Raw genomic sequence first — 24,263 nt, 5'->3', positions numbered from 1 at the left:
CTGAGATGGCATAGTTGCATTGTAATATTTTGTGGGGCTAATCAGATCTACTCGTCAGGCTGCGATCGCTCCCACCCCTAGCGATCGCCGAACTTACCCAACATCTCCACATGTACTGCCAACCACGAAGCGATTGGGATTTCCCGTAGTTGAAGCGATCGTCAAATCTAATAAATCATTCTGACAGCTTGTAGGTTGGGTTGAGCCAAGGTCAACCTAACCTACGAATGATTAAATAAATTTATCACCCTAAGTACGGAAGAGGCTCTACCGCAAAGGGAGTAAAATTGGCTCCTATTTTATTTTCCGCTTTTAGGTTTGAGCGCTAGCAACATTTCCATCTCACTGGTAGATGCATCGGGTTGCATAGCGGTGACACCAATACCCCGAATCGAGTTGAGGATAGCGTTTGCTTCTGGCGGTACGGAATTCTTTTGTTGCGCCGGTAAAGTGCGCTCAATTGCAGACATGGCTTTCTCTACATCTAGGTAAAAGTAGCCGGCGTTTGGTTTGGGTAAAGTACCCGCGATCGCTTTAAACGAATCGCTACTTTCCAAACTGTTGGAATTGCTGGCGATCGCCTCAAAAATTGGGCTACCAATGGCGATTAAAAGCGAATTACCATCTAGCCAACCATACCCTAACCAAGCTCCTTGTTGCGGTATTGTCCATTCTGTTACGGTTTTACCCCCAACGTTTCTTTGATTGATGGTAATAGAATTACCCTGAGTGGCGAGAGCGTTTAGTTTATTTAAAGTTGCTTCTGCGGTTGTGCGATCGCTGGTTTTTAACACTACCGCTCCACCTGCACCAATCGGCGCTAAAATTCCTTCGTTAGATGCGATTGCTCCCACCGCAAATTCACCATCCATCCAACCAAAAATATCTCGATCCAGGTCAAGTTCGGTAGCGGTTTTTACTTGCAGCCGCATTTGCTCTAATTGTTGCTGAAGTTGAGGATTCTTGTTTGACTGTTCTGCTACGGTTGACCAAACTTTGTTAATCCCATGTCCGCTGATTAAAGCAATGGTTTCTCTAGGAAATTGAGCGACTACCTTGCCGGGACTGGGTTTGTATTCGACTTGAGTTGCAGATGGGTTTAATGTCCCAATTGCTTTCATCCTTACACCTACATTATCAATCCCCACCCCCATGACAAAAGACTTTAATTGGTTGAGAGATTCGGGGGGCAATTGGGAAAATTCCCGATTGGTTGTCATGTATTGCCGTACCAAATTACCGTAATCTGGAATATAAATTTGGGCAATCGAGTTCGGCAGATTCACGCCCTTGTCAAGCATTGCTTTCGCTTCGGTTTTATTGGCAAATGAAGGTTCGCCTTTGAAGGTATCAATGGCAAGTTCAACAGATTTTCGTTGCGGAGACAATACTAAATGGTCATTTAAAATAGCCGTGTAGGTTTTTTCAGTATTGCCTGTATCTTCCTGAATTTTGACGCCTTTGTAGTCGCTTTCTTTGATTTTTACGCCTGATTGAGACTTCAACTTATTAGCAAAGTTAAAGGCGCTAATCTTGTCCTTAATTCCTATGACAACCAGGAGATTGGGTTGCGATGGCGCTGCAGGCGTACTGGGTGGCAAAACCGCGAACATGATACTGCCGAGCCAAGGCTGCACATCTTTGGCATAATCAATTTTGGAGTTGGTAAAGGCTTGTTGATTGAAGTTGGCAAGACCTTTAGCGATCGCATTTTCAGCCTCAGGCGTACCAAAGTGCTGCAATTTTGACCAAGTTTGCGGATCTGTGGAGATATAACCCGTCATTAATGCTTCATCTGGAACCACTTTAGCACTCGCTAGCGGAGTCGTCGCATCGCTAAAACCACCTCTCAAGTAAAGGTAGCCCGCCGCACCTCCGGCGAGCAGAAGAGTAGCACCAATACCAACAGGAATTAGCAGATTTGATTTTTTTGCAGACATCGTTGATTGCCTCAAGTTTCTCAGGAACTAGCGGTTGATAAACTGAACAAAAAAGTTAACCTTAACAGTAACTTTCCTCCTTGATGCAACCTTTGGAGTTAGGAAAAGGTTAAGCTTCGCGTTTGGCAAACCGTCGCTGGTACATCCGCGCAGAAAATTTTCTTGTAACAAACTTGGAACTAATGGAAAACTTCTGCTATAATCCTCTAACCGATCGCTACAAAAAAAGCGCCCGCAATTCCAGACGCTGCTCATGCAAGCAATAAATCAAGCGATCGCTCCCCACCCACCCCCTACCGCCAAAATCCCCTATTATCTGCCACATGGTATATAAGACCACCAAACATATGCGTCCGCAGAATGACGAGATTGCTCCCCCAAGCTTTTTAGGATGTGATTAACAAATCAAATACTTTGAGGATGGGAGTTTAGTTATGTCAGAGAAAAGCAAGCCCGAGAAAAGCAAGCGCGGCTTTGCGTCAATGGATGAAGAAAAGCAACGGGAAATCGCCAGCAAGGGTGGTAAAGCCGCCCACGAAAAAGGCACCGCCCACGAGTTCACCCCTGAAGAAGCTAGGGAAGCTGGTCGCAAGGGTGGCGAAGCGGTAAGCCAAGACCGCGAACACATGTCTGAAATTGGTCGCAAAGGTGGCGAAAGCAGCCGCAAAAAAAGCGAATAGCCAATTCGGTAATGGGTAATATCATGTCCTTAGGTATCGGTAGTGTATCGATGGGTAATTGCTAATTGCTCATTGCTAATTGTCAATTGCCTCCAGAGCAGCCATTAGCGATTAGCTATTAGCAGTTACACAACCCTTGGGAAGGGACATGATATAATAGGTAATTGGTAATTTGTTTTTTTACCCATTACTTAGAGCTTTCACGCCTGTGCCTTGAAATAAATTTCAGACTGTAGGGGCAAGGCATTGTATAAATTTTTGCTCAAAATCAAAAGTTATGCGGCGCCGTGCCCCTACAAAATCTATTAAAAGTGGCACCAAGAAATATCTCCAGGACTTAAGCAAAGTTTCTATATGTAGGGTGCGTTAGCGGCAGAGTACGGCACCATATACCATATTTAGTGTTTTAGTGTCGTTGCGTAAGTCCTAATCTCCTTAAACCCGCCCTTACCTAAAATATCACGGGAGCATGAAAGCCACCACGATTTATCCGGTGGATGAAATGCGACAAGGGCTTATTTATTCGCCGTCAAATTACCCATGGGAGTAAGACATGCTAAAATAATAGCATGAGTTGTGTAACTATCACGCTAAAACTCAAGTTTGTTAACCTCAATCAAGCCAAAGCAAAAATATTTGGCGAGATGACCCAGGAGAACACCCGTTTAGCTAATTGGCTGTTAACCATCCCCCTTTCAGAAAGGAGAAAGTTAACCACCGCCAAGGTAGATACTTCACTCATGTCTGCTCTAGCAAATCAGACAATTCGGCATACTACATCAGGAGTTGGCAAGAAAGTTAAACAATACAAATCCTTGCCACCAGAAATTAATAAGCAGAATTGGTCAATCCATAAAGTGGGAGAAACTTATAGTGTAAGTTTCCCCACCATTAAAGGAACAAAAAGAGTTCCTGTAGCAGTGGCATCAAAGCATTGGCAACCAATTCTAGATAGGTTGTTACTTGGCGACACTTTGATTGACAAAGGTTCGGCAAAAATCATCAAGCATCGAAATAAGTGGTATGCCTATATCTCCGTCACCTTGGAAGTTCCAGAGGTAGAGGGGACGACCAGAATTGGCTGTGACAGGGGCAGAACAATTTAGCAGTGGTAGCAACCGCCAAAGGGTTCGGCAAGTTCTTTAACGGCAAAGAGGTAAAACATCGTCGTCGTCCTAATCAAAAACGCCGTCATTCTTGGCAAACTGCGTCTAAGTTTCGGGCGTTAAAAAAGTGGAACAAAAAAGAACGTCGCTGGATGGATGCTGTTAACCACACTATCAGCAGAAGGATTGTTAGATTCGCTGAATTTCTAAACGCTGATGTTGTGGTTGAGGATTTAGATGGGTGTCGAGATACCATGAAACAGACGAAAAAAAAATCGCGCTGATAGCGGTGAATCAAGACACTCTTGGGCGTACTATTCTTTAGAGCAAAAACTGGATTATAAGTTAGCTCTTAAGGGATTGAAATTGATGAAGCGTCCGGCTCCATACACCAGTAAATCTTGCTCAACTTGCGGGACTCTTGGTGCGAGAAAAAAGCATGATTTTAATTGCCCATTAGGACAATACCACAACGCTGATTTGAACGCATCGAGAAACTTAGCCCAATCGGATGGTTTCTCATGTTCTTTAGACCTAAAGAGAGATGCTGCTGTAATGGTTTCATCTGGTAAGCGAGAATGAGCCGCAAGGCAGCTGCTCCCAACTTGATGAAGGACATTCTGTGAACTACCCAACACCGACCCTATCGGGTACGGTGTGGGCTTCTGACTTCATTGACCGTTGCCCCTTACTCAGACCGTGCAGGTGGTCTTACACAGCCTCCATCAGCAAGAGCGGGGTTCCCTCCGCCCATAGATAATATCCGAATTCCTTCATTCCTGATATTCAGTGCTGCATTACCATCACGGTCATGATGAGTACCACACGATGGACAATTCCATTCACGAATATCGAGTGTTAACTCATCAAGGACGTGACCACAGCATGAACAAGTTTTGGAACTGGGGAAGAATCTTTCTATTTCTATAAGTTGACCATCTTTGCGCTTCAACTTGTAGTCTAGAAAGTTAACAAACATTCCCCATCCCACATCGGATATCGACTTTGATAGCTTGCGGTTTCGTACCATTCCCTTGACGTGAAGATTCTCCACGACAATGATTTGGCTTTTATCTACCAGGAACCTGCTTAGTTTGTGTAGGAAGTCCTGACGGGAATTTGATACTCGTTCATGAACCTTGGCTACGATTTTTCTGTATTTATTTCTAGAATTACTTCCTTTTAACTTACGATCCAGCTTTTTCTGCTTCCTAACTAGGTTTTTCTGGTGGCGTTTCAGGTACTTTGGATTTGAGTGTTTGGTAACTTCTTCCCCATCATGAACAATGGCGAAATCTTTTAATCCCAAATCAATACCTAATGTTTTACCACCAGCTGATTGATTTGCACCATCCTCTATTTCACACAAGATGGAAGCGAAGTACTTATCTGTGGGTGTTTTACTGATGGTGACAGTCTTAACCTTGCCTTCAATTGGACGGTGAAAGACTGCCTTAACAACACCAATCTTGGGAACTTCCAAACAATTCCCCACAACTTTAACGTTTTGGGGATATTGAATTGATTGCTTATGATGCTTTGATTTGAACTTAGGAAACTTAGCTCTCCCCTCAAAAAAGTTAGTGTAAGCCTTGTTTAAATTGATTGCTACGCACTGTAGAACAGCCGAATAACAATCTTCTTTCAACCAAGGATGCTCTACTTTTAGCTGAGGTAGATAAGCCTTGTAGACACTCATTTTTATTGTTTTGCCTGTTTTTTCATAGTGTTGAATGCAAGCATTAAGGGCATAATTCCAATACCATCTTGCACAACCAAACGCCTTGGCTATATCTACTTGTTGTTCGGTTGTTGGGTATAGTCTGACCTTAACTGCTTTCAACACTTTAAATCACCTCCTTGTTATACCTATGTTAGCATATATGTAACGGCGTTGTACTGGCATATGAAAAATAAAACATTGAACTTACGAATATCAGAACGCAGATTAAATAAGTTGCGGCTATACTCAGCTTGGAAAGATAAAACGATGACTCAAATACTTGAAGATTTTATTGACTCGTTGCCAACTCCAGAGATTGGCAATCAGGTCGCTGTCCCCGCTCCCGCGTTTACCGGGAAACATAGGTCGGGGGACGCAACCTGATTGCCCCAAAATTCATCCCACGCCTCACTTCGTGTAGGACGTGGGATGAATTTTGGATTTAGCTAAGCGTGGAGAGTGTCTGTAGACGCAAGAATCCGCCGTCATTTATGCGGCGGAGTGTCAACTAACCCAAAGCTTCCGCACCCGCTACCACTTCCAGGAGTTCCTGAGTGATAGCAGCTTGTCGAGCTTTGTTATAAGACAGAGTCAGCGTACCAATTAGTTCCTTAGCATTATCGCTGGCGTTGTTCATCGCTGTCATCCGCGCCGCAAGTTCGCTAGCTGCAGATTCTTGCAATGCTCGTAGTAACTGGTTATTCAGATACAGCGGTAACAGCGCATCCAGAATTTGCACCGGGTTTTGCTCGAACAGCATGTCTTGCGGTAAACTACGCACTTGACTGGTAACTTTTTCCCGCTCTACTTGAAAATTACCGCCTCTTGTGGTAAGGCGGAAAATTTCATCATCTGTATTCAAACCTTGCGGATCGAGGGGTAGCAGGGTTTGAATTACGGGGCGAGAACTAATCAGCGAGACAAACTTGGTATAAACTAACTCAACCCGATCCACGCTTTCCGAGAGGAACAAAGACAGCAGTTCGTCGGCAATTTTGGAAGCTTCCCCGGCTGTGGGAATTTGTTCTAGCCCCGTGAAGCTGGCATCGATCGGTTGCTCGCGACGTTGGAAGTATTGTGAGGCTTTGCGCCCGACAATGACGAATTTGTAGTCAATGCCTTCGGCTTTGAGTTCCTTGGCGCGGCTTTCGGCACGACGGATAACGTTACTGTTATAACCGCCGCACAAACCGCGATCCCCTGAAATTACCAGTATTCCCACTGACTTGACTTCGCGCTGTTTCAGCAAAGGCAAGTTGGCTTCTTCAAACCGCAGACGGGTTTGCAAACCGTACAATACTTGAGCCAAAGCATCGGCAAACGGGCGCGTGGCGATGACTTGCTCTTGGGCGCGACGCACTTTAGCCGCCGCCACTAGGCGCATCGCTTCGGTGATTTTTTTGGTGTTTTTGACCGACTTGATGCGATCGCGAATTGTTTTTAAATTAGCCATAATTCTTTGTTAATTGCTAATTGCTAATGGGTAATTGGTAATTGCAGATTTCAGATTGCAGATTTCAGATTTTCATTCAATCAAATCTAAAATCTAAAATCTGCAATCTAAAATTCCCCTTTACCCATCACCTAAACGGTTGCCAAGAATGTCTTCTTGTATTCCGTTATCGCTTCCTTGAGCAAGGTTTCAGCTTCGGGGGTGAGGTCTTTCTTCTCCCGAATGGTACTAACGTAGTCTGCCTTGCTGGTCTTCAAATACTCGCGCAGACCTTTGGTAAACTTGGTGATTTTGTCAACTGGAATATCATCCAGGTAGCCATTCAACCCGGCGTATACCAATGCGACTTGCTCGTAAACCCCTAGCGGCGAGTATTGCGGCTGTTTCAGCAGTTCCCGCAAGCGCTGACCCCGTGCCAACTGGTCTTGGGTAGTTTTATCCAAGTCAGAAGCGAACTGAGCGAATGCTGCCAAGTCGTCAAACTGTGCCAATTCCAGCTTCAACTTACCAGCTACTTTCTTCATCGCTTTGGTTTGCGCTGCCGAACCCACGCGGGATACCGAGATACCGGGGTTGATCGCCGGACGCAAGCCAGAGTTGAATAAGTCGGTGGTCAAGAAGATCTGACCGTCAGTGATCGAAATCACGTTAGTGGGAATATACGCCGAAACGTCACCCGCTTGGGTTTCAATTACCGGCAGTGCGGTCATGCTACCGCTACCCAGTTCGTCGCTTAATTTAGCGGCGCGTTCCAACAAACGCGAGTGGATGTAGAACACGTCCCCAGGATACGCTTCCCGTCCGGGAGGACGACGCAGCAGCAAGGACATTTGGCGATACGCAGCGGCTTGCTTGGACAAGTCGTCGTAAATTACCAGGGTGTGGCGACCTTTGTACATGAAGTACTCAGCCATCGTCGCACCAGTGTAAGGCGCGAAGAACTGGAGGGTTGCTGGGTCGTTAGCGTTTGCTGCTACCACAATGGTGTAAGCCATTGCGCCGCCTTGTTCGAGTTTGTTGACTACGTTGGCGACGGTAGAAGCTTTTTGACCGATGGCGACGTAGACGCAGATGACGTTTTCTTCTTTTTGATTGAGGATGGTGTCAATTGCGATCGAGGTTTTGCCGGTTTGACGGTCACCGATGATCAATTCCCGCTGACCCCGTCCGATGGGGATCATCGCGTCGATAGCGGTAATCCCGGTTTGCATCGGTTCGCAAACCGATTTGCGTGCCACAATACCGGGTGCCATCGATTCCAGCAAACGGGTTTCCCCTGTGTTGATATCTCCTTTACCATCAATCGGGCGACCCAGCGCATCTACTACCCGACCGATTAATGCATCCCCTACGGGTACTTGAGCAATTTTACCCGTGGCTTTAACGCTACTGCCTTCTTGAATGGTGCGACCGTCGCCCATCAACACGGCACCGACGTTGTCTTGTTCCAGGTTCAGCACCATGCCAACTGTGCCGTCTTCAAAATCCAGCAGTTCCCCTGACATGGCTTTATCGAGGCCGTAAATCCGGGCAATGCCGTCGCCGACTTGCAGTACGGTACCAACGTTAGATACTTCTACTTTTTGGTCGTATTGCTCGATTTGCTGGCGAATAATGCTGCTAATTTCGTCTGGTCTGATGCTGATCATGTTAGTAGTCAGTAGTCAGTGGTTAATGGTTATTAGTTATTAGTTATTAGTCATTTAGCAACGTACTAAGACGCGATCGCTAATAACTACTAACTCAAGCGCAAAGAAATGCGGCGCAGTTGTCCCCGCAAACTAGCATCTACAATTTGGGAGCCTACTTTGATGATGACGCCCCCAATTAAGTCGGGGTCGGTTTTGAGATCCAAGTCTACCGATCTAGCACCCGTCATCGCGATTACTTTTTCCCGCACTGCGTTTTGTTGCTCTTCGCTCAACGCAACTGCTGAGATTACTTCTGCCAAAACCGCCTGATTCAGTTTTCTCAACAGCGCTAAGTAATGCTTGGCAATTCCTTCTAGAAACAGAATGCGACGCCGGTCTACAAGCAGCCTTAAAAAGTTGACCATGAGTGGGTTTACACCGCTCACTATTTGCTCTAATACTGCTTTTTTGTTTTCTGCTGCTATTAGGGGACTGGCTAGAAAATCGCGCAATTCTGGCGAATTTTCTAATAAATTCAGCAAGTCGCGCATATCATTGCCAAACGCTTCGGCAAGGTTGTGTGCTTGCGCTACAGACATCAGCGCTTCTGCATATGGCTCGACAATTTCCGCCATTACTGCACTATCTTTCACGATTAACCTCCTAATAGCGCGATGCTGCGGTCAACTAACTGTTGTTGGCGACCTTCGTCGAGTTCGCTTCTCAGTTGGGACTCGACTTGCTGCAATGCCATTGCAGTGACTCGCGATCGCAGTTCGGCGATCGCTCGCTCTCTTGCCGTTTCCATATCTTGTCCAGCTGACTCGCGCAAGCGTTCGATATCTTTAGTTGCTTGCGCTAAAATTGCTTCCCTGGCTGCTTTAGCGTCTTCTTCTGCCCTGCGGCGAATCTTATCTGCTTCTGCTTGCGCTTGAGCTAATTTCTGTTGCCAATCCGCTAAAGATTCTTGTGCTGTTTTCAGGCGTTGCTCAGCTTCTGTTATGGCTTCTTCAATTTTGCTTCGGCGATCGCTTAGAACGTTTCCTAAAAACCCTCGCCCAAAGTAAACTACCACGCCGATTACAATTGACAGGTTAATCAGGTTGGTTTCTAAAATATCGAAGTTTATACCGAAACCACCTTCCGCTGCTTCTGCCGCCGCCTCTGCCGTTCCCAGCAAAATAAAAGTGAGCATCCTACTGTTCCATCACGCGCGATTGATGCAGTTGTCAGCGTTCAATGGTAATTGGTCAAGTGCAACCCTCGCAAACCTTTGCCGGTTGCCCATCACCCATTACCAAAAAACTCTTGACAACTAACTAACTTACTTGAAGAAGTTTGTCTAAAATCTGGCGACTGAGGGCATCTACTTGCTGCTCTAACTGTTGCAGAGCTTGTTGCTTTTGCTCCTCGATTTCTCTTGCCGCCTTTTCTCTTTCTGCCTGAGCCTCTTGTTGAGCTTGAGCGATTTGCCCTGCACCAATTTTCTGTGCATCCGCCTGAGCATCCACAATTACTTTTTGAGCTTGTCGGCGGGCTGCCGCTAGTTCTTCTTCGTATTGCTTCGCTAACCTTTCGGCTTTTGACAGGCGTTCGCTAGCATCTAGTTGATTGTTGCGGATGTAATTATCGCGCTCGTCGAGTGCCTTGGTCAGCGGTTTGTAAAATACTACATTCAACACCGCTGCCAATATCAGAAACTGCACTGCCATTAATGGCAAGGTTGCATCAAAATCAAACATTTTTTTTCTCTCCCCTTGCTCTTTTCGCTATGTAGAGACGATACATGTATCGTCTCTACATGACCGAACAATCCTATGAAAAGGGGTTAGCAAACAGCAGTACTAGAGCAATAACCAGGCCGTAAATGGTGAGGGATTCCATGAACGCCAGAGTTAACAGCAGCGTACCGCGAATTTTACCTTCTGCTTCGGGCTGACGGGCAATACCTTCTACTGCTTGACCTGCGGCGTTACCTTGACCGATACCAGGGCCAATTGCAGCCAAACCAATTGCTAGAGCAGCAGCTAAAACTGAAGCAGCAGCGATCAATGGATCCATGATGATTCTCTTCCCTTTCGTACTAGATGAACTACTTAGAATTCTGAGGTTATCTATTTTAGATTTTAGATTCAAACGTGCATCTAAAATCTAAATTCCTCAAATTAATCGTGATGTTCGTCGCCACCGTGTCCTTCCATCGCCTCGTGTATGTAGGCTGCTGCGAGGGTAGCAAATACCAACGCTTGAATTGCACTGGTAAATAAACCTAGCAGCATCACTGGCAAAGGCACGAATAGGGGGACTAACAGCACTAATACTGCGACCACCAATTCATCTGCCAGAATGTTCCCAAATAAACGGAAGCTCAGGGATAGGGGCTTGGTGAAATCTTCTAAAATCGCGATGGGTAATAAAACTGGCGTTGGTTCGACATACTTAGCGAAGTAGCCTAAACCCCGCTTGCTAAATCCGGCATAAAAATAGGCTAAGGACGTTAGCAAAGCCAGCGCGACTGTGGTATTGATGTCATTGGTTGGTGCTGCTAATTCCCCTTCTGGCAGTTTGATTAACTTCCAGGGAATCAACGCACCCGACCAATTAGAAACGAAGATGAACAAAAACAAAGTGCCAATAAACGGCACCCAGGGGCGATATTCTTTCTCCCCGAGTTGGTTTCTTGCCAAATCTCGGATAAATTCCAGGGCGTATTCCATCAAATTTTGGATGCCCCCAGGAATTCTCTGGATACTCCGAGTCGCTGCTAATGAAGCAATTATCAGCAATCCGGCAACAAACCACGTGGTGAGAAAAACTTGCCCGTGGACTTTGAGATTTCCCAGATGCCAATAGAAGTGTTTACCCACTTCCAAGCTGGCAAGAGGAAGAGAATTGAAGGCGTTTAAAACACTGAGCATTTTTCCGATGTGGTTGTTTACTCAGAGAGCTAGGTTTTGGAGGCGTCGAAAGATCGCCTAACCCAAATTAATCGGGCTAGGACTGAAGTGTTCTCAGCATGTAGACGATGATCGCGGCTTTATATGTCAGAAAACCCAAAAAAATTGGCATAATCTGTAGCTGATTCCACTGGGATGCTACTATAATCAACCCAATGAAGAGAGCAAAGCGCGTTTTACTCAGCTTCGCACTTTGGTTGCTCAGCCGCTCCACATCTTTCCCCAACATTCTCAAGTAAACCACACCTGTGCACGCCCCAATCAAATAATTCAGGGCAATGTTAAGGTTGTAAAACATCCAGACAGAGAAAAAAATTATCCCTGTCAAGGCCAGGGTGGCTGTAAACAACTCTTTTTGCAGGCCATAGAATTCCTGCATCGATTGGCTAGTTGGCGATTCGGGCGCATCGGTTTGAGAACCCTGCTCCGATCCACGGGTGGGTTCCTGAGATTCGGATGACTGAGTCACGTGACGATAGTACAAGTCCTGCTTGAGGGCTTGGCTTTTCTATGCCAAATTAATCATATCACGGTTGAGTAACAATACTTAAAAAATAATTAAACCTGTTAGGGGTATGGGGCATTCTTAACGAATTCCGCTTTTATTCCCCATCCGCCATGGGGTGGGGATTGTGCTTCGGGCTAAAACTGGGGGTACCGCTTCGCTCAAGCAAGCTACGATGCCCCCAGTTTTAGCAAATACTCTCTAACAGCTTCACGAACCAATTCATTGATAGAGCGTTCCAATTGCTGGCTCGCTGTTTGCAAGTCTTTGTGTTCTTTGTCAGAAAACCGAACGTTGAGTGCCTTCATGTTGACCATAGTACTATTTTGGTATTATTATAGTACTGGTGGCGACGCACCCACTCGACTCATAACAAACGGTCACAGTAGCGGTTATACGCTTACCAAGAATAAGAGCGAGAGAAAGGGGGAAAAGGATTTGCCGCTGGAGCGCTTCTGCACACTCCATGTGAATTCTCGAACATCAATCAATAACTGCCTGCGGGAGGCGGGCGGCTGCCTGTGGACGCTGTGTAAGACCATCATCGGATGCATGTTCCGAACAATCCCTTCGGGGATGTCCCTAACGTGGCAACGGCGGTTGAGACGGGAAACTCCGAAAACGAATAAGACCGTTCCTGAGTTGATCTGAGATTGGCAGCCGCAACCTCAGCTTGAGCAGGTTGGGGTACTTCACTCAATAGATCTGTGGCATAAGTAGGGGCACGGCATGATACGATTTTTTGCTTTTTACCAAAATTTCTTCGACGCCGTGCCCCTACATTGAATGGGAATCGATAAATTTTTTCAGTGCCAAAGACAAAGCATAAAGGCTGAATCTTGGCAAGGGGAGAATGCTGTTTAAGAGGCTGGAATTAAGCTGGAGTTAGCAAGATTAGCTGTTGATTGACGAGACTTCGCACGCCTTCGACTCCTATCTCTACCTCAGCTAAAATCTCGTTAACCGTTCGCTGCATAGCCGAGTTACCATCGCAAGCTTGGAGAAACTTAAATTCTGTTTCCGATAGCTTGACGATCTGGTAATCATGGTTAAACAAGGATTGGCTAGGCCATCCTTCCATACAAGGGTTACGTGAGGGAATTGCGGCGAGAAGCGCCTCATCCGATGACCAGTCTGCTTTAGGCAAGGGAGGGCGACTGAGGAAAAACTCGTAATGGCTGAAGTTTTCTGGGTCTAATAATTCAATTAAACGATAGACTTGGCGAGCGCTCAACTTTTGGGCCCGTGCCATTAATTCCGGATTTTTCCCCAAAAGTCGGTCTAATTGCCAATTTTTCGGATTAGAAAACCCGACAAAATCCAACCCCGACGCATCAATTAATTCAAACAGCGTGTCAATGTTGTAGTCAATTTCCTGGGGATGAACGTACATATCGGCAAAACATTCATCCCGGTGGTTTTCCCACGACCAACGCTCTTTTTCGCGCTTGACAATTCTATTGTTTTCTGGTAATGCAGCAAAGATTTGTCTTCCGACTTGGACGCCATCGCGATAATCGCCCAGTTGGGTGTTTTGCAGGAGAGCGATCGCTTTTTGCATCAGTTGAATTTCCCAGCGTCCCAACTCTCCATAGACAAAGATATGCATCAATCCCCCAGGCGCTAACTTACTCGCCAGCGCTTGAATTCCCCGTTTCGGGTCGGCTAGGTGATGCAGCACCCCGACGCAGTTAATTAAATCGAACTCACCCGACAACTGTCCCGCGTCGTACAAGCTGAGGTGATGGAACTCGACGCGATTTGCCCCCGACATCTGACAGCGCTGTTTTGCTACATCCAACGCCCCCGAACTTAGATCGATGGCTACAACTTGAGCATGGGGATTGAGGTGAACCAGGTATTCAGTGCCGACACCCGTGCCGCACCCAGCATCCAAAATGCGGATATCCTGCTTTTGGGGCGAAAGCCCGGTGCAGAAACTATAAGCCGTCTGCCAATTCCAGCGCCAATTGTAGCCCGGAGGCGGACTATCGAGTAGCGGTTCTGGGGGAAACGGATAAGTATCGTAAAGCCGCTGAACGGCGGCACTTATATCTCGATCGGGTTTCATCGCGGATTCAGGCTAATGGCTAATGGCTAATGGCTAATGGGTTATCAGAGAGATGGGTCAAAAACCCCGTCCTTCTAGGACGGCTTTTCCAGGAACTTTGGTGAAAATAGCACGTCTTACGGTTTAGATGTTAGAATGTAAGGATGACACTAAAAGCTTTCAGCTACCGATTTTACCCAACGTCAGAACAGGAAAACCTGTTGCGGCGTACACTGGGTTGCACCCGTTTGGTCTATAACCGTGCCTTAGCCGCAAGGACCCAGGGATGGTACGCAGACCAAAAACGTATCGGCTATGCTGAGACTTCTAGTATGCTGACTCAGTGGAAGAAAACCGAAGAACTCGATTTTCTCAATCAAGTTTCTTCAGTACCATTGCAGCAGTGCTTACGGCATTTGCAAACCGCTTACAACAACTTCTTTGACGGGCGGGCGAAATACCCCAACTTTAAGAAGAAACGGAATGGCGGTAGCGCTGAGTTCACCAAAGCGGCGTTTAAATTCAAAAATGGACAGGTGTTTCTGGCAAAGTGCGCCCAAGCCTTGCCAATTCGGTGGAGTCGAATGTTGCCAGAAGGGGTAGAGCCTTCGACTGTCACGGTCAAGCTTTCCCCGTCTGGTAGGTGGTCAGTCTCCCTGTTGGTGGATGTCCAGATTGAAGCACTACCGAAAACAGATAGTCAAGTCGGCATTGACTTGGGTATCACAAGCTTGCTTACGCTCAGCACTGGTGAAAAGATTGCCAATCCCAAAGGATTCAAGGCAAAGTATCGCCAGCTCAGGAGAGTGCAAAAAGCTCTAAGTCGGAAGCAGAAGGGGTCAAATAATCGCCATAAAGCACGGCTCAAAGTTGCTCGCGTGCATCAGGAAATCGCTGATGCAAGATCGGATTTTCTGCACAAGTTGACGACTCGATTGGTTCGTGAAAACCAAACGATTGCTGTCGAGGAGTTGGCTGTGAAGAATATGGTGAAGAATCGGCAACTGGCACTGTCTATCAGCGATGCCAGTTGGGGTGAATTGGTCAGACAACTTGAGTACAAGTGCGATTGGTATGGTCGCACGCTGGTCAAGATTGACCGATGGTTTCCGAGTTCTAAGCGATGTGGCAAGTGCGGTCACATTGTAGAAAAGTTGCCACTTGATATCCGGGAATGGGATTGCCCCCAGTGTGGAACGCACCACGATCGAGATATCAATGCGGCAAAGAACATTTTGGCGGCAGGGCTTGCCGTGTCAGTCTGTGGAGCGACCGTAAGACCCGAACAGAGTAAATCTGTTAAGGCTGGTGCGAAACCCCGTCAGGGACAGAAGCAGAAACCTAAGTCGTGAGTCTTAGGAATCCCCGTGCGTTTACGCCGGGGTGGATGTCAACGTGGATGTTTGCCGACCAGAGGGATGCCCCATGACCCATGACCTATTACCCCAGAAAGTTACAAAACTTATCAAGATTCTCAGGTAAATAGTCGCCATCCAGTATGATTACATACGGAAGAGCCAATCAGGTTTCGACACACTTTTTAACAAATGAGTGTGAAGATCCCGAAAAGTTTTAATCTATAAGCTGAGCTGATAAACCCAAAGGTGGCTCGCGCTCGCTGGCTGTTACAAGCTGCTCTTCAGGCAAACCAACCCTTGGGTTTGGAATCTCAGTCATACCCCGCTCAAGCTTAAGGCAGAAACGATTCTATAAGGGAGCTTTAGGAATTCAATGAGTGTTAAGGCAAGTGGTGGAAGCTCAGTTGCGCGCCCGCAACTATATCAAACTGTAGCCGTAGCTACCATTTCCCAAGCAGAACAACAAGACCGCTTCTTGGAAAGCGGGGAACTGAAAGAACTGGAAAGCTATTTCCGTTCCGGGGCTAAGCGCATAGAAATCGCTGAAACCCTCACCAAAAATTCGGAAATCATCGTATCCCGTGCTGCCAACCGGATTTTCGTCGGTGGGTCGCCGATGGCATTCTTAGAAAAGCCAGCGGAACAACCCGTCATGACGATGGCGGGAACAACCCTAGACACGAGAGAAGGGATGAAGCTGGGAACCGTTACCTACGTCGATACGCGGGGCGGTTTCCTAGAAGGATTGCGAGGTTTATTTGCATCGACAGGTGGCGGCGGCCCTGCGCCTGCTGGTTTTAGGCCGATTAACGTAGCGCGGTACGGCCCAGCCAACATGACCAAATCCCTACGGGATTTAAGCTGGTTTTTGCGCTACGCAACCTATGCGATCGTGGCAGGGGACCCGAACATTATCGCCGTCAACACGCGCGGTTTGCGGGAAATTATTGAAAATGCTTGCTCTGGCGAAGCTACCATCGTGGCGCTGCAAGAAATGAAAGCCGCAGCATTGTCCTATTTCCGTCAAGATGCGGCAGGGGCAGCCGTTGTCACCGAGTACATGGACTTGCTGATTACCGAATTTAAAGGCCCAACGCCCGCGAACAAAGTGCGGCAGCGTCCTAGCAGGGACCAACAAGGTCTGGAACTGCCTCAAATTTACTTCAACGCGGCAGAGCGGCGGCCTAAGTTTGTGATGAAACCCGGACTTTCTGCCAAAGAAAAGCAAGAAGTCGTTAAAGCAGCTTACCGGCAAGTATTTGAACGGGACATCACCCGCGCCTACAGCCTGGGTATTTCTGACCTAGAAAGTAAGGTGAAAAACTGCGATATCTCGATGAAGGAATTTATCCGCCGCTTGGGTAAATCTCCGCTTTATCGCAAAAACTTCTTTGAACCATACATTAACAGTCGCGCCCTAGAACTGGCTTTCCGTCACTTCCTGGGACGCGGCCCCAGCAGCCGCGAAGAAGTACAAAAATACTTCTCGATCGTTTCTAATGGCGGTTTAGCAGCTCTGGTAGATGCCTTGGTTGATTCCCAAGAATACTCGGATTACTTTGGGGAAGAAACCGTACCCTATATCCGGGGTCTGGGTCAAGAAGCCCAAGAATGCCGCAACTGGGGTCCGCAACAAGACCTGTTTAACTACAGCGCTCCCTTCCGGAAAGTACCGCAGTTCATCACCACATTTGCCGCCTACGATCGCCCGCTACCCGACCAACACCCCTACGGTTCCGGCAACGACCCGTTGGAAATTCAATTTGGGGCGATTTTCCCGAAAGAAACCCGCAATCCCAGCGCGCGCCCCGCTCCTTTTGGCAAGGATACCCGCCGCATTTTAATCGCGCGGGGCGCAGGTATTAACAGCCAAGTTAGCAATCCGGGGGCGCGGGGTGTAGCACCCGGTACTCTCGGCGCAAAAGTGTTCAAACTGGATCAGCTGCCCAGCTTCAGCATGGAAGTGAAGGGAAGCGGGTTTTTATCAGGAGGACGCCGTACCGTATCTAACAAGGGTCTAAGCGTTAAATACGGGGAAAGCTCGACCCAAGCGATTATCCGAGCCGCTTATCTGCAAGTATTCGGGCGGGATGTTTATGAAGGTCAGCGCCTCTCGGTACCAGAAATCAAGCTGGAAAACGGCGATATCACCATGCGCGAATTTATCCGCGCTTTGGCGAAGTCGGATACTTTCCGCAAAATGTACTGGACGCCGCTATACGTTTGTAAAGCAATCGAATACATCCACCGGCGGTTGTTGGGACGTCCTACCTATGGGCGGCAAGAAATTAACGCCTACTTTGATATCTGTGCCAAGAAAGGCTTATATGCCTTAATTGACGCCATCATCGACAGCGTGGAATACGCTGAGGCGTTTGGGGAAGATACAGTTCCCTACGAGCGCTATCTAACTCCAGGTGGGGTGGCACTGCGTAATCTCCGCGTTGGCAGCATCGCCGAAAAGGGAGCCAAGGTCGAGAAACAAGAAACACCGCGCTTTGTCGAACTGGGTACACCTTCAGAAACGCGGACAGAACCAGATGTTCAGTTCCGCATCGGTCAAGGGGTGAGCAAGCAGCGCGAACAAACCAAGACGTTCAAGCTGACTACGAACAGCGATAAGGTAGCCGTACAAAATCTAATTCGGGCAGCTTACCGGCAAATCTTCGAGCGGGATATTGAACCCTACATCATCAAGAACGAATTCAGCGCCCTGGAAAGTAAGCTGAGCAACGGTGAAATTAACCTGAAAGAATTCATCGAAGCTTTGGGTGGATCGAACCTTTATATTAAGGAGTTCTACACTCCCTACCCCAACACCAAGGTGATCGAACTCGGTACCAAACACTTCTTGGGTCGGGCGCCAAAAGACCAGGCAGAAATCCGCAAGTACAACCAGATTCTGGCTTCTGGCGGTATCCGCGCCTTTGTCAACGCGATGGTCAACAGCGTGGAATATGCCCAGTTGTTTGGGGAAGATACGGTTCCCTATCGTCGCTTCCCGACGCTGCCAGCTGCTAACTTCCCGAATAGTGAAAAGCTGTATAACCAGCTAACCAAGCAGAATGCTGACTTGGTAGTACCCAGCTTCGAGCCAGTTTCGTCGCGCATGGATAACACCAAGATGCCCATGATGGCGAAAACAATGGCAGACATGGCGGCGCACGCAAAGGCTGCTAATGGCAATGGGTCGCTGGTGGATCTGGGTCGTTCCTCCAGCAGTGGAGTGTATGCGGAAGCGCCTGTAGCAGGACGCCATAAGCCTGCTCGCATTTATCGGCTAACTTCAGGTGCAAATCTGGTGGAAACCGAACAGGCGATCGCAGCAATCTACTGTCAGGTGTTGGATATCTATAGCAGCGAAATTCCCCAAGAGTTCCGTCGCTTAGATCTGGAGGGCCAACTCCAGCGCGAAGAAATCTCGGTGCGGGAATTTGTCCGCGGTTTAGCCAGTTCGGAGATCTATACCCAGCGCTTCTTTACCGCTTATCCCAACACCAAGACGGTAGAATTCCTGTTCCGCCATCTCCTGGGACGCGCACCCGCAACCCAAACCGAGATCCGGCAATACAATCAGATCCTGAGCCAGTATGGGCTAAAAGCGGCTGTAGACGCGATGATCGATAGCCCTGAGTATGCTCACTACTTTGGTGATGATGTAGTGCCTTACAACCGCTTCCCGTCGCTACCAACGGGTAACTACCTGGGCAGCGTGAAACAGTAAGCGATCCCTCGTAGGGGCACGGCAGGAATAAACTTTGGCGCTCGCATCGCAGGTTGTTGTTGCCTTAGCCCCTACAGTAAACCCTGGCGCTCGCGGTAACAATCTTTACAGCCTTATCTCCTAGTTTGGGGATAAGGCAATTTCTGTTGCTATATCAATTCAACGACGCTCGTAGGGGCACGGCATCAATAAACTGTGGCGCTAACTCCAAGGTTGTTGTTGCCTTAGCCCCTACACCCAACCCTACTGCACTTGTGTTCAATTCTTTACAGCCCGCTCTCCTCGTTTGGGGATAAGGCAACGACGCTCGTAGGGGCACGGCATCAATAAACTGTGGCGCTAACTCCAAGGTTGTAGGACGCCGTGCCGCTACACCGAACTGTACTTTGCCCAACAATCCCGGCGATACATAACCATTCTGGTTAATTCGCTTGCCAATCTGAGTCGTTTTGTTACAAACTATTACAGACACAGTAAAAATGTGAACCTAATACCGCAAAATATTTGCGGAAGATAGCTGTGTTTTAGACCGGAGCGACTTCTAATTTCCGCAAAAAGTTGAAGAATACTGAAGCAAACTCATAATAGTTTGGCTTCGGTATTGATTCGATTTGGGAGTTGGAACGCTTGAGGATACAAACTCAGTAACCCTCGTTGCAAGCAGCCAGTTTACAAATCCTGGTTTATTTTTTTGGAGGAATCCTTTAATGAGTATCGTCACGAAGTCCATCGTGAATGCCGATGCTGAAGCCCGCTACCTCAGCCCCGGTGAATTAGATCGGATCAAAAACTTCGTTACCTCTGGCGACCGCCGCGTTCGCATTGCCCAAGTTCTGACCGAATCTCGGGAACGCATCGTCAAGCAAGCTGGCGACCAATTGTTCCAAAAGCGTCCCGATGTAGTTTCTCCTGGTGGAAACGCTTACGGTGAAGAAATGACCGCCACCTGCCTGCGCGACTTGGATTACTACCTGCGCCTGATCACCTACGGAGTTGTTTCTGGTGACGTAACTCCCATCGAAGAAATCGGTATCGTGGGCGTGCGCGAAATGTACAAGTCCCTGGGTACCCCCATCGAAGCCGTTGCTGAAGGCGTCCGCGCCATGAAGAACGTCGCTACCTCGCTGCTGTCTGCTGATGACGCTGGTGAAGCTGGCGCTTACTTCGACTACGTGATCGGCGCTATGTCATAGTCTGGGACGAAATATTCCCAAATTTAGCTGACATTAAGACTGGTGAAATAAGGAAACAAGAATCATGCAAGACGCCATTACCGCTGTTATTAACTCCTCCGACGTTCAAGGCAAGTACTTGGACAGCTCTGCACTCGACAAGCTGAAAGCTTACTTCTCCACCGGCGAACTGCGCGTACGCGCCGCTACCGCAATTAGCGCCAACGCAGCTGCAATCGTTAAGGAAGCTGTTGCTAAGTCCCTGTTGTACTCTGACATCACCCGTCCCGGTGGTAACATGTACACCACCCGTCGCTATGCTGCTTGCATCCGCGACTTGGACTACTACCTGCGCTATGCTACCTACGCTATGCTGGCTGGCGACCCCTCCATCCTCGATGAGCGCGTTCTCAACGGTTTGAAGGAAACCTACAACTCCTTGGGCGTACCCGTTGCTGCTACCGTGCAAGCAATCCAAGCAATGAAGGAAGTTACCGCTAGCCTCGTAGGCGCTGATGCCGGTAAGGAAATGGGCGTTTACTTCGACTACATCTGCTCTGGCTTGAGCTAGACAGTCACTACTGAGTGGTGAGTCCTGAGTTGAACTCAAAACTCAAAACTCAAGATTCAAAACTCTCTAAAAGGCATGGTCTGGGAAGTCTAGAGTCAGTGCTAGAGCGTTAAATGCTTGTCTAACTTATCGGATAAGTTTTAGCGGCTGGTATTGACTTTAGACTCCCAGACCTTGGTCTATCAAGGTAAGAAGATATTATTCAATTCGGGAGGAATTAAACCATGCGGATGTTTAAGGTAACGGCCTGCGTTCCTAGCCAAACTCGGATTCGGACTCAGCGCGAGTTGCAAAACACCTATTTTACCAAACTGGTTCCCTACGACAACTGGTTTCGCGAACAGCAACGCATTATGAAAATGGGTGGCAAAATCATCAAGGTTGAACTGGCTACCGGCAAGAAGGACGTAAATACCGGCTTGCTATAATTCCAGAACATAAGCACAACAAAATGCCGTCTTTCACCTTGGGGCTTTTCGGTCACGAGGTGAAAGGCGGCAAAGTTTTGGTACACTCAGGACTGACGCAAATCACCTTTGTTTCTAGGCTCCTGCGTAAGTCCTAAAACTGCTACACAGAACTTAGCTAATGAATTTACGCTCCTTTATTCCTTTTTTCGATCCCTCGGTTCAGGAATGGTCGCTAGAAGCGCGTTTGTTGCGGTGGCTGACATTACTGTGGCTATTTGTGGGATTGGTGGTTTTGTTCTCGGCTTCTTATCCCGTCGCCGATACCAATTTTGCCGATGGTCTGTACTACTTTAAGCGCCAAGTTCTTTGGGGCATAGTTGGACTGCTGGCATTTAGCATTATTGTGAATACCCCTTTGCGCTTTATGTTGGGGACGGCGCATTGGTGGGTAATGATACTTTTATGCTTAATTTTAGCTACCCTCGTTCCCGGCTTGGGAACGACGGCGGGTGGCGCGACTCGTTGGTTATCTATAGGGCCGATTCCGATTCAACCTTCTGAGTTAATTAAACCTTTCCTGGTGCTGCAAAGTGCAAAAGTTTTCGGTCACTGGGATAGATTAAGTTGGTCAGTCCGCTTCAGCTGGCTGGGTGTTTTTGGGCTGATGTTGGTGGGTATTCTGCTGCAACCAAATTTGAGTACGACGGCATTCTGCGGCATGACGATTTGGCTGATAGCGCTAGCAGCTGGATTACCTTATTTATACTTGGGAGGAACGGCTTTTGCTGGGATACTTCTAGCCACTATTAGTATCAGCTTGCAAAGCTATCAGCGGCGGCGGATTATGTCTTTTACGAACCCCTGGGCTGATGCGATGGGTGATGGTTACCAGTTGGTTCAAAGTTTGCTGGCAATTGGTTCTGGTGGGACTTGGGGTAGTGGATTTGGGCTATCTCAACAAAAGTTATTTTACCTGCCAATTCAGTATACGGATTTTATTTTTGCTGTATTTGCAGAAGAATTTGGCTTTGTAGGCAGCTTGCTGTTGCTGTTGCTGTTAATGACCTACGGGACTCTGGCATTAATTGTTTCGATGAAGGCGCAAAATATTTTGCACCGACTTGTGGCAATTGGTGTGATGATTTTGATGGTGGGACAGTCGCTGTTGAATATTGGCGTGGCAGCTGGTGTGCTTCCGACAACGGGTTTACCGCTACCGTTGTTTAGTTATGGTGGCAATTCGATGATTGCTTGTTTAGTAGCTGCTGGGTTATTGATTCGGGTGGCGAGAGAAAGTAGCGAAGCTGAGGTGTTGCCTTTGCAGGATGCTAAACCTAAGACACAACGAAGACGCAGGGGTGCGACTCGCTCTTATCCTTGAAGGGGAACTAATATTTCTGATATCATCTCAGTTTGCTGCGGCATCCCACCGACGGGGCGGGTTGATAAAGACAATTAGCTTAAAATCACAGGTTTCTGGTATAACCCGCCCCTACAACACCATTAAATATGCCAATCATCTGCTATCGATAGCTTTCCTGACTAAATGGATAGCTAGTTTGAGGTTTTGAGTTTTTCGATGGGGTTGGCTGGAATTTGGGTTGAATAAATTGGAAAAAGAACCAAGCATTCCAGAGCAAAATTGCAGCGATCGCAAAAACCCTGAAGCCGATCCCTGTGGTTTGCTGTTTCAGCGGTTCTCCTTGAATTATCTGTATTAATTCCCGGCGGCTGCGATTTGCCTCGTACCAAAACGAACACCAGAATGCAAATAATACTACAATCGGCAGTCCTAAAAACAACAAAGGTTCAAATTTCACATCCCCAGACATAGCCCCAGATAGAAAAATCGGGATCGTGGCGCCGTACCATACCAAGAACCAAAAAATTAAAAAAGCGGTGACAAAAGGATGCAACCTCATCGTTACCCTAATGACTGTTCCATTCGGTAATGACTCAAATCGCCCCCGGATATTGGGTAAAAACGAGTTGCGGTATTGAGCCACTCTCCGATCTAAAGATGCGGAGATTCAGGCCAGGAATTAAAGTTAACTTTTCGCTCCTCAATAGCTATCTGGTTAACATTTCCTGACTCTGCCCTTGACCGCTCCAAGGGAGAATGAGACTGCCTACGTTCGGACTCGCCTAATTGTTCGCGGTTTATTTGAAAATCCTTCCATGCCTCGTGCAAGTAAGGCTCCGACCTCTCCCACTGTTCGACAGCGAGATGCAATAGAAGGACACCTTCCTCATTAACGAATCTACCCAAATAGGCACTAAAAAGATCGCGGTGCATCGCAAATCCAGTTTGGTCGTAATGAACGCGCTCGGATAATTTCTTTTTGATGCGTTCACCAGTTAAATGAGTTTGCGACAGTGCCGTTTTTTGGGTAGAAAACTTTATGAATGACCCGCCAGCGCTCTCAGCTAATGCGTGCCAATTCAGATTGGACAAATCCAGGAGATTTAGCCGAAATAGCCTTACCGTATCGTTTCTGCCATGACCTCACCGATACATTTTCGGTTTTGATCTGCTTACCATGCCTCAAAATCTCGTTAACAATTCTACGGTTTTGAGACTTGGCATAGGCACTCTTGCGTCGTTCTAGCTCTCTCTTCTTCCTGGCTATCTTTTGATATGTTTTAGACTTTTTCCATTGCCGAAGTCCTTTTTTGTGCTTACCTTTCTTGATAACAAATTTACGTCCTATACGAGAGGTGCAGTCAGTTTCATAGTTTTCTGGATTTAAACAACGTTGAGAACGTTGCATTTGACGCTGTAAGGCTTTAGTTTCACGGGAGTATGTTGGTACTTTATCCGCGAATGGGAGTATTCCAGCTTTGTTATCTCCAACGAAGGCAATATTGGAAATATTCAAATCTAAACCAATGACTCCATCAGCTACATAGTTTTTTTCTTTCTGATATGGCATTCCTGAGTTAATTAGTTGAATGTACCAACGTCGTTTGCCATTCAACTCTC

General features: G+C 47.4%; 25 protein-coding genes and 2 pseudogenes. 11 read left to right on the top strand and 16 right to left on the bottom strand.

Translation table 11 applies throughout. From position 1 onward, the window contains the following. The first annotated feature begins 31 nt into the window (after positions 1-31). Positions 32-184, top strand: a complete 153-nt coding sequence (locus tag MiSe_RS14675) for a hypothetical protein (protein WP_226580676.1) — start codon at positions 32-34, stop codon at positions 182-184. Between the two features lie 115 nt (positions 185-299). Here MiSe_RS14675 and MiSe_RS14670 read toward each other — a convergent pair whose 3' ends face one another. Next, entirely contained in the window at positions 300-1,940 is a 1,641-nt protein-coding gene (locus MiSe_RS14670; protein ID WP_226580674.1) for a DUF3352 domain-containing protein, read from the bottom strand. A gap of 434 nt (positions 1,941-2,374) precedes the next feature. Between MiSe_RS14670 and MiSe_RS14665 the strand changes: the two genes are divergently transcribed. From MiSe_RS14665 to MiSe_RS52665, 4 genes and pseudogenes are all read left to right on the top strand, one after another. Further along, positions 2,375-2,620, top strand: a complete 246-nt coding sequence (locus tag MiSe_RS14665; protein WP_226580671.1) for a KGG domain-containing protein — start codon at positions 2,375-2,377, stop codon at positions 2,618-2,620. A gap of 569 nt (positions 2,621-3,189) precedes the next feature. Further along, positions 3,190-3,726 carry a hypothetical protein gene (locus MiSe_RS14660; protein ID WP_226580668.1) on the top strand — a complete coding sequence of 179 codons (537 nt, stop codon included), beginning with the start codon at positions 3,190-3,192 and terminating at the stop codon, positions 3,724-3,726. Between the two features lie 2 nt (positions 3,727-3,728). Further along, entirely contained in the window at positions 3,729-4,010 is a 282-nt protein-coding gene (locus MiSe_RS14655) for a hypothetical protein (RefSeq protein ID WP_226580665.1), read from the top strand. A gap of 40 nt (positions 4,011-4,050) precedes the next feature. Then, positions 4,051-4,308 (top strand): annotated as a pseudogene (locus tag MiSe_RS52665) (zinc ribbon domain-containing protein); the annotation flags it as partial. A gap of 106 nt (positions 4,309-4,414) precedes the next feature. On the opposite strand, the gene MiSe_RS14645 reads toward MiSe_RS52665, so the two are convergent. From MiSe_RS14645 to MiSe_RS14595, 11 genes and pseudogenes are all read right to left on the bottom strand, one after another. After that, the gene (locus MiSe_RS14645; RefSeq protein ID WP_373872796.1) at positions 4,415-5,572 is read right to left on the bottom strand and encodes an RNA-guided endonuclease InsQ/TnpB family protein; all 1,158 of its coding nucleotides are present in this window, start codon (positions 5,570-5,572) and stop codon (positions 4,415-4,417) included. A gap of 385 nt (positions 5,573-5,957) precedes the next feature. Further along, positions 5,958-6,902: a F0F1 ATP synthase subunit gamma gene (locus MiSe_RS14640; RefSeq protein WP_226580662.1), complete on the bottom strand. Its 945-nt coding sequence runs from the start codon at positions 6,900-6,902 to the stop codon at positions 5,958-5,960. A 131-nt stretch (positions 6,903-7,033) separates the two neighbouring features. Further along, positions 7,034-8,551, bottom strand: coding sequence for a F0F1 ATP synthase subunit alpha (atpA, locus tag MiSe_RS14635; RefSeq protein ID WP_226580659.1), 1,518 nt, complete (start codon positions 8,549-8,551; stop codon positions 7,034-7,036). 89 nt (positions 8,552-8,640) lie between these two features. After that, positions 8,641-9,186: an ATP synthase F1 subunit delta gene (atpH, locus tag MiSe_RS14630; RefSeq protein WP_444980498.1), complete on the bottom strand. Its 546-nt coding sequence runs from the start codon at positions 9,184-9,186 to the stop codon at positions 8,641-8,643. A gap of 2 nt (positions 9,187-9,188) precedes the next feature. Next, entirely contained in the window at positions 9,189-9,728 is a 540-nt protein-coding gene (locus MiSe_RS14625) for a F0F1 ATP synthase subunit B (RefSeq protein WP_226580656.1), read from the bottom strand. A 124-nt stretch (positions 9,729-9,852) separates the two neighbouring features. Next, positions 9,853-10,278: pseudogene (locus MiSe_RS14620) on the bottom strand (F0F1 ATP synthase subunit B'); the annotation flags it as partial. A gap of 70 nt (positions 10,279-10,348) precedes the next feature. After that, positions 10,349-10,594, bottom strand: coding sequence for an ATP synthase F0 subunit C (gene atpE, locus MiSe_RS14615; protein ID WP_226580650.1), 246 nt, complete (start codon positions 10,592-10,594; stop codon positions 10,349-10,351). Between the two features lie 104 nt (positions 10,595-10,698). Continuing rightward, positions 10,699-11,451, bottom strand: a complete 753-nt coding sequence (gene atpB, locus MiSe_RS14610) for a F0F1 ATP synthase subunit A (protein WP_226580648.1) — start codon at positions 11,449-11,451, stop codon at positions 10,699-10,701. A gap of 76 nt (positions 11,452-11,527) precedes the next feature. Beyond that, a complete protein-coding gene (locus MiSe_RS14605) occupies positions 11,528-11,959 on the bottom strand; it encodes an ATP synthase subunit I (protein WP_444980497.1) in 432 nt (143 codons plus the stop codon). Between the two features lie 206 nt (positions 11,960-12,165). Continuing rightward, positions 12,166-12,312: a YlcI/YnfO family protein gene (locus MiSe_RS14600; RefSeq protein WP_226580642.1), complete on the bottom strand. Its 147-nt coding sequence runs from the start codon at positions 12,310-12,312 to the stop codon at positions 12,166-12,168. A 557-nt stretch (positions 12,313-12,869) separates the two neighbouring features. Next, entirely contained in the window at positions 12,870-14,066 is a 1,197-nt protein-coding gene (locus MiSe_RS14595; RefSeq protein WP_226580640.1) for a class I SAM-dependent methyltransferase, read from the bottom strand. A gap of 143 nt (positions 14,067-14,209) precedes the next feature. On the opposite strand from MiSe_RS14595, the gene MiSe_RS14590 reads away from it, so the two are divergent. Further along, a complete protein-coding gene (locus tag MiSe_RS14590; protein ID WP_226580637.1) occupies positions 14,210-15,397 on the top strand; it encodes an RNA-guided endonuclease InsQ/TnpB family protein in 1,188 nt (395 codons plus the stop codon). Between the two features lie 379 nt (positions 15,398-15,776). Continuing rightward, positions 15,777-19,127 (top strand): phycobilisome rod-core linker polypeptide, encoded by a 3,351-nt coding sequence (locus MiSe_RS14585; protein ID WP_226580634.1) that lies wholly within the window; start codon positions 15,777-15,779, stop codon positions 19,125-19,127. Positions 19,128-19,281: 154 nt separating this feature from the next. Here the strand turns inward: MiSe_RS14585 and MiSe_RS14580 are convergent, their stop codons facing one another. Then, the gene (locus tag MiSe_RS14580) at positions 19,282-19,599 is read right to left on the bottom strand and encodes a hypothetical protein (RefSeq protein ID WP_226580631.1); all 318 of its coding nucleotides are present in this window, start codon (positions 19,597-19,599) and stop codon (positions 19,282-19,284) included. A gap of 235 nt (positions 19,600-19,834) precedes the next feature. Between MiSe_RS14580 and apcA the strand changes: the two genes are divergently transcribed. The 4 genes from apcA to MiSe_RS14560 all read left to right on the top strand — a co-directional run bounded on the left by apcA (position 19,835) and on the right by MiSe_RS14560 (position 22,661). After that, positions 19,835-20,320, top strand: coding sequence for an allophycocyanin subunit alpha (gene apcA, locus MiSe_RS14575; protein WP_226580628.1), 486 nt, complete (start codon positions 19,835-19,837; stop codon positions 20,318-20,320). A 64-nt stretch (positions 20,321-20,384) separates the two neighbouring features. Then, positions 20,385-20,870 (top strand): allophycocyanin subunit beta, encoded by a 486-nt coding sequence (gene apcB / locus MiSe_RS14570; RefSeq protein WP_226580625.1) that lies wholly within the window; start codon positions 20,385-20,387, stop codon positions 20,868-20,870. Positions 20,871-21,094: 224 nt separating this feature from the next. Continuing rightward, positions 21,095-21,298, top strand: coding sequence for a phycobilisome linker polypeptide (locus MiSe_RS14565; protein ID WP_226580621.1), 204 nt, complete (start codon positions 21,095-21,097; stop codon positions 21,296-21,298). A gap of 160 nt (positions 21,299-21,458) precedes the next feature. Further along, a complete protein-coding gene (locus tag MiSe_RS14560) occupies positions 21,459-22,661 on the top strand; it encodes an FtsW/RodA/SpoVE family cell cycle protein (protein WP_226580618.1) in 1,203 nt (400 codons plus the stop codon). A gap of 142 nt (positions 22,662-22,803) precedes the next feature. On the opposite strand, the gene MiSe_RS14555 is transcribed toward MiSe_RS14560, so the two are convergent. The 3 genes from MiSe_RS14555 to MiSe_RS14545 all read right to left on the bottom strand — a co-directional run. Continuing rightward, positions 22,804-23,286: a hypothetical protein gene (locus MiSe_RS14555; protein WP_226580616.1), complete on the bottom strand. Its 483-nt coding sequence runs from the start codon at positions 23,284-23,286 to the stop codon at positions 22,804-22,806. Between the two features lie 8 nt (positions 23,287-23,294). Further along, positions 23,295-23,735: a hypothetical protein gene (locus MiSe_RS14550; protein ID WP_226580613.1), complete on the bottom strand. Its 441-nt coding sequence runs from the start codon at positions 23,733-23,735 to the stop codon at positions 23,295-23,297. Then, a partial coding sequence (locus MiSe_RS14545; RefSeq protein WP_507770135.1) for a nuclease/transposase family protein occupies positions 23,704-24,263 on the bottom strand: 560 nt, incomplete at its 5' end. The genes MiSe_RS14545 and MiSe_RS14550, both read right to left, overlap by 32 nt.

The sequence above is a fragment of the Microseira wollei NIES-4236 genome, assembly GCF_020521235.1.
Classification (GTDB): domain Bacteria; phylum Cyanobacteriota; class Cyanobacteriia; order Cyanobacteriales; family Aerosakkonemataceae; genus Microseira; species Microseira wollei.
Note: the sequence above shows the minus strand (reverse complement) of the source record. Positions and strands in the feature narration are given on the sequence as shown.

What these genes read in the sequence shown, in the direction of transcription:
- MiSe_RS14670 (WP_226580674.1), bottom strand. Translation starts at nt 1,940, where the DNA reads ATGTCTGCAAAAAAATCAAATCTGCTAATTCCTGTTGGTATTGGTGCT.
- apcA (WP_226580628.1), top strand. Translation starts at nt 19,835, where the DNA reads ATGAGTATCGTCACGAAGTCCATCGTGAATGCCGATGCTGAAGCCCGC.
- MiSe_RS14625 (WP_226580656.1), bottom strand. Translation starts at nt 9,728, where the DNA reads ATGCTCACTTTTATTTTGCTGGGAACGGCAGAGGCGGCGGCAGAAGCA.
- MiSe_RS14585 (WP_226580634.1), top strand. Translation starts at nt 15,777, where the DNA reads ATGAGTGTTAAGGCAAGTGGTGGAAGCTCAGTTGCGCGCCCGCAACTA.
- MiSe_RS14660 (WP_226580668.1), top strand. Translation starts at nt 3,190, where the DNA reads ATGAGTTGTGTAACTATCACGCTAAAACTCAAGTTTGTTAACCTCAAT.
- atpE (WP_226580650.1), bottom strand. Translation starts at nt 10,594, where the DNA reads ATGGATCCATTGATCGCTGCTGCTTCAGTTTTAGCTGCTGCTCTAGCA.
- MiSe_RS14565 (WP_226580621.1), top strand. Translation starts at nt 21,095, where the DNA reads ATGCGGATGTTTAAGGTAACGGCCTGCGTTCCTAGCCAAACTCGGATT.
- MiSe_RS14600 (WP_226580642.1), bottom strand. Translation starts at nt 12,312, where the DNA reads ATGGTCAACATGAAGGCACTCAACGTTCGGTTTTCTGACAAAGAACAC.
- MiSe_RS14595 (WP_226580640.1), bottom strand. Translation starts at nt 14,066, where the DNA reads ATGAAACCCGATCGAGATATAAGTGCCGCCGTTCAGCGGCTTTACGAT.
- MiSe_RS14640 (WP_226580662.1), bottom strand. Translation starts at nt 6,902, where the DNA reads ATGGCTAATTTAAAAACAATTCGCGATCGCATCAAGTCGGTCAAAAAC.
- MiSe_RS14590 (WP_226580637.1), top strand. Translation starts at nt 14,210, where the DNA reads ATGACACTAAAAGCTTTCAGCTACCGATTTTACCCAACGTCAGAACAG.
- atpB (WP_226580648.1), bottom strand. Translation starts at nt 11,451, where the DNA reads ATGCTCAGTGTTTTAAACGCCTTCAATTCTCTTCCTCTTGCCAGCTTG.
- MiSe_RS14665 (WP_226580671.1), top strand. Translation starts at nt 2,375, where the DNA reads ATGTCAGAGAAAAGCAAGCCCGAGAAAAGCAAGCGCGGCTTTGCGTCA.
- MiSe_RS14560 (WP_226580618.1), top strand. Translation starts at nt 21,459, where the DNA reads ATGAATTTACGCTCCTTTATTCCTTTTTTCGATCCCTCGGTTCAGGAA.
- atpA (WP_226580659.1), bottom strand. Translation starts at nt 8,551, where the DNA reads ATGATCAGCATCAGACCAGACGAAATTAGCAGCATTATTCGCCAGCAA.
- apcB (WP_226580625.1), top strand. Translation starts at nt 20,385, where the DNA reads ATGCAAGACGCCATTACCGCTGTTATTAACTCCTCCGACGTTCAAGGC.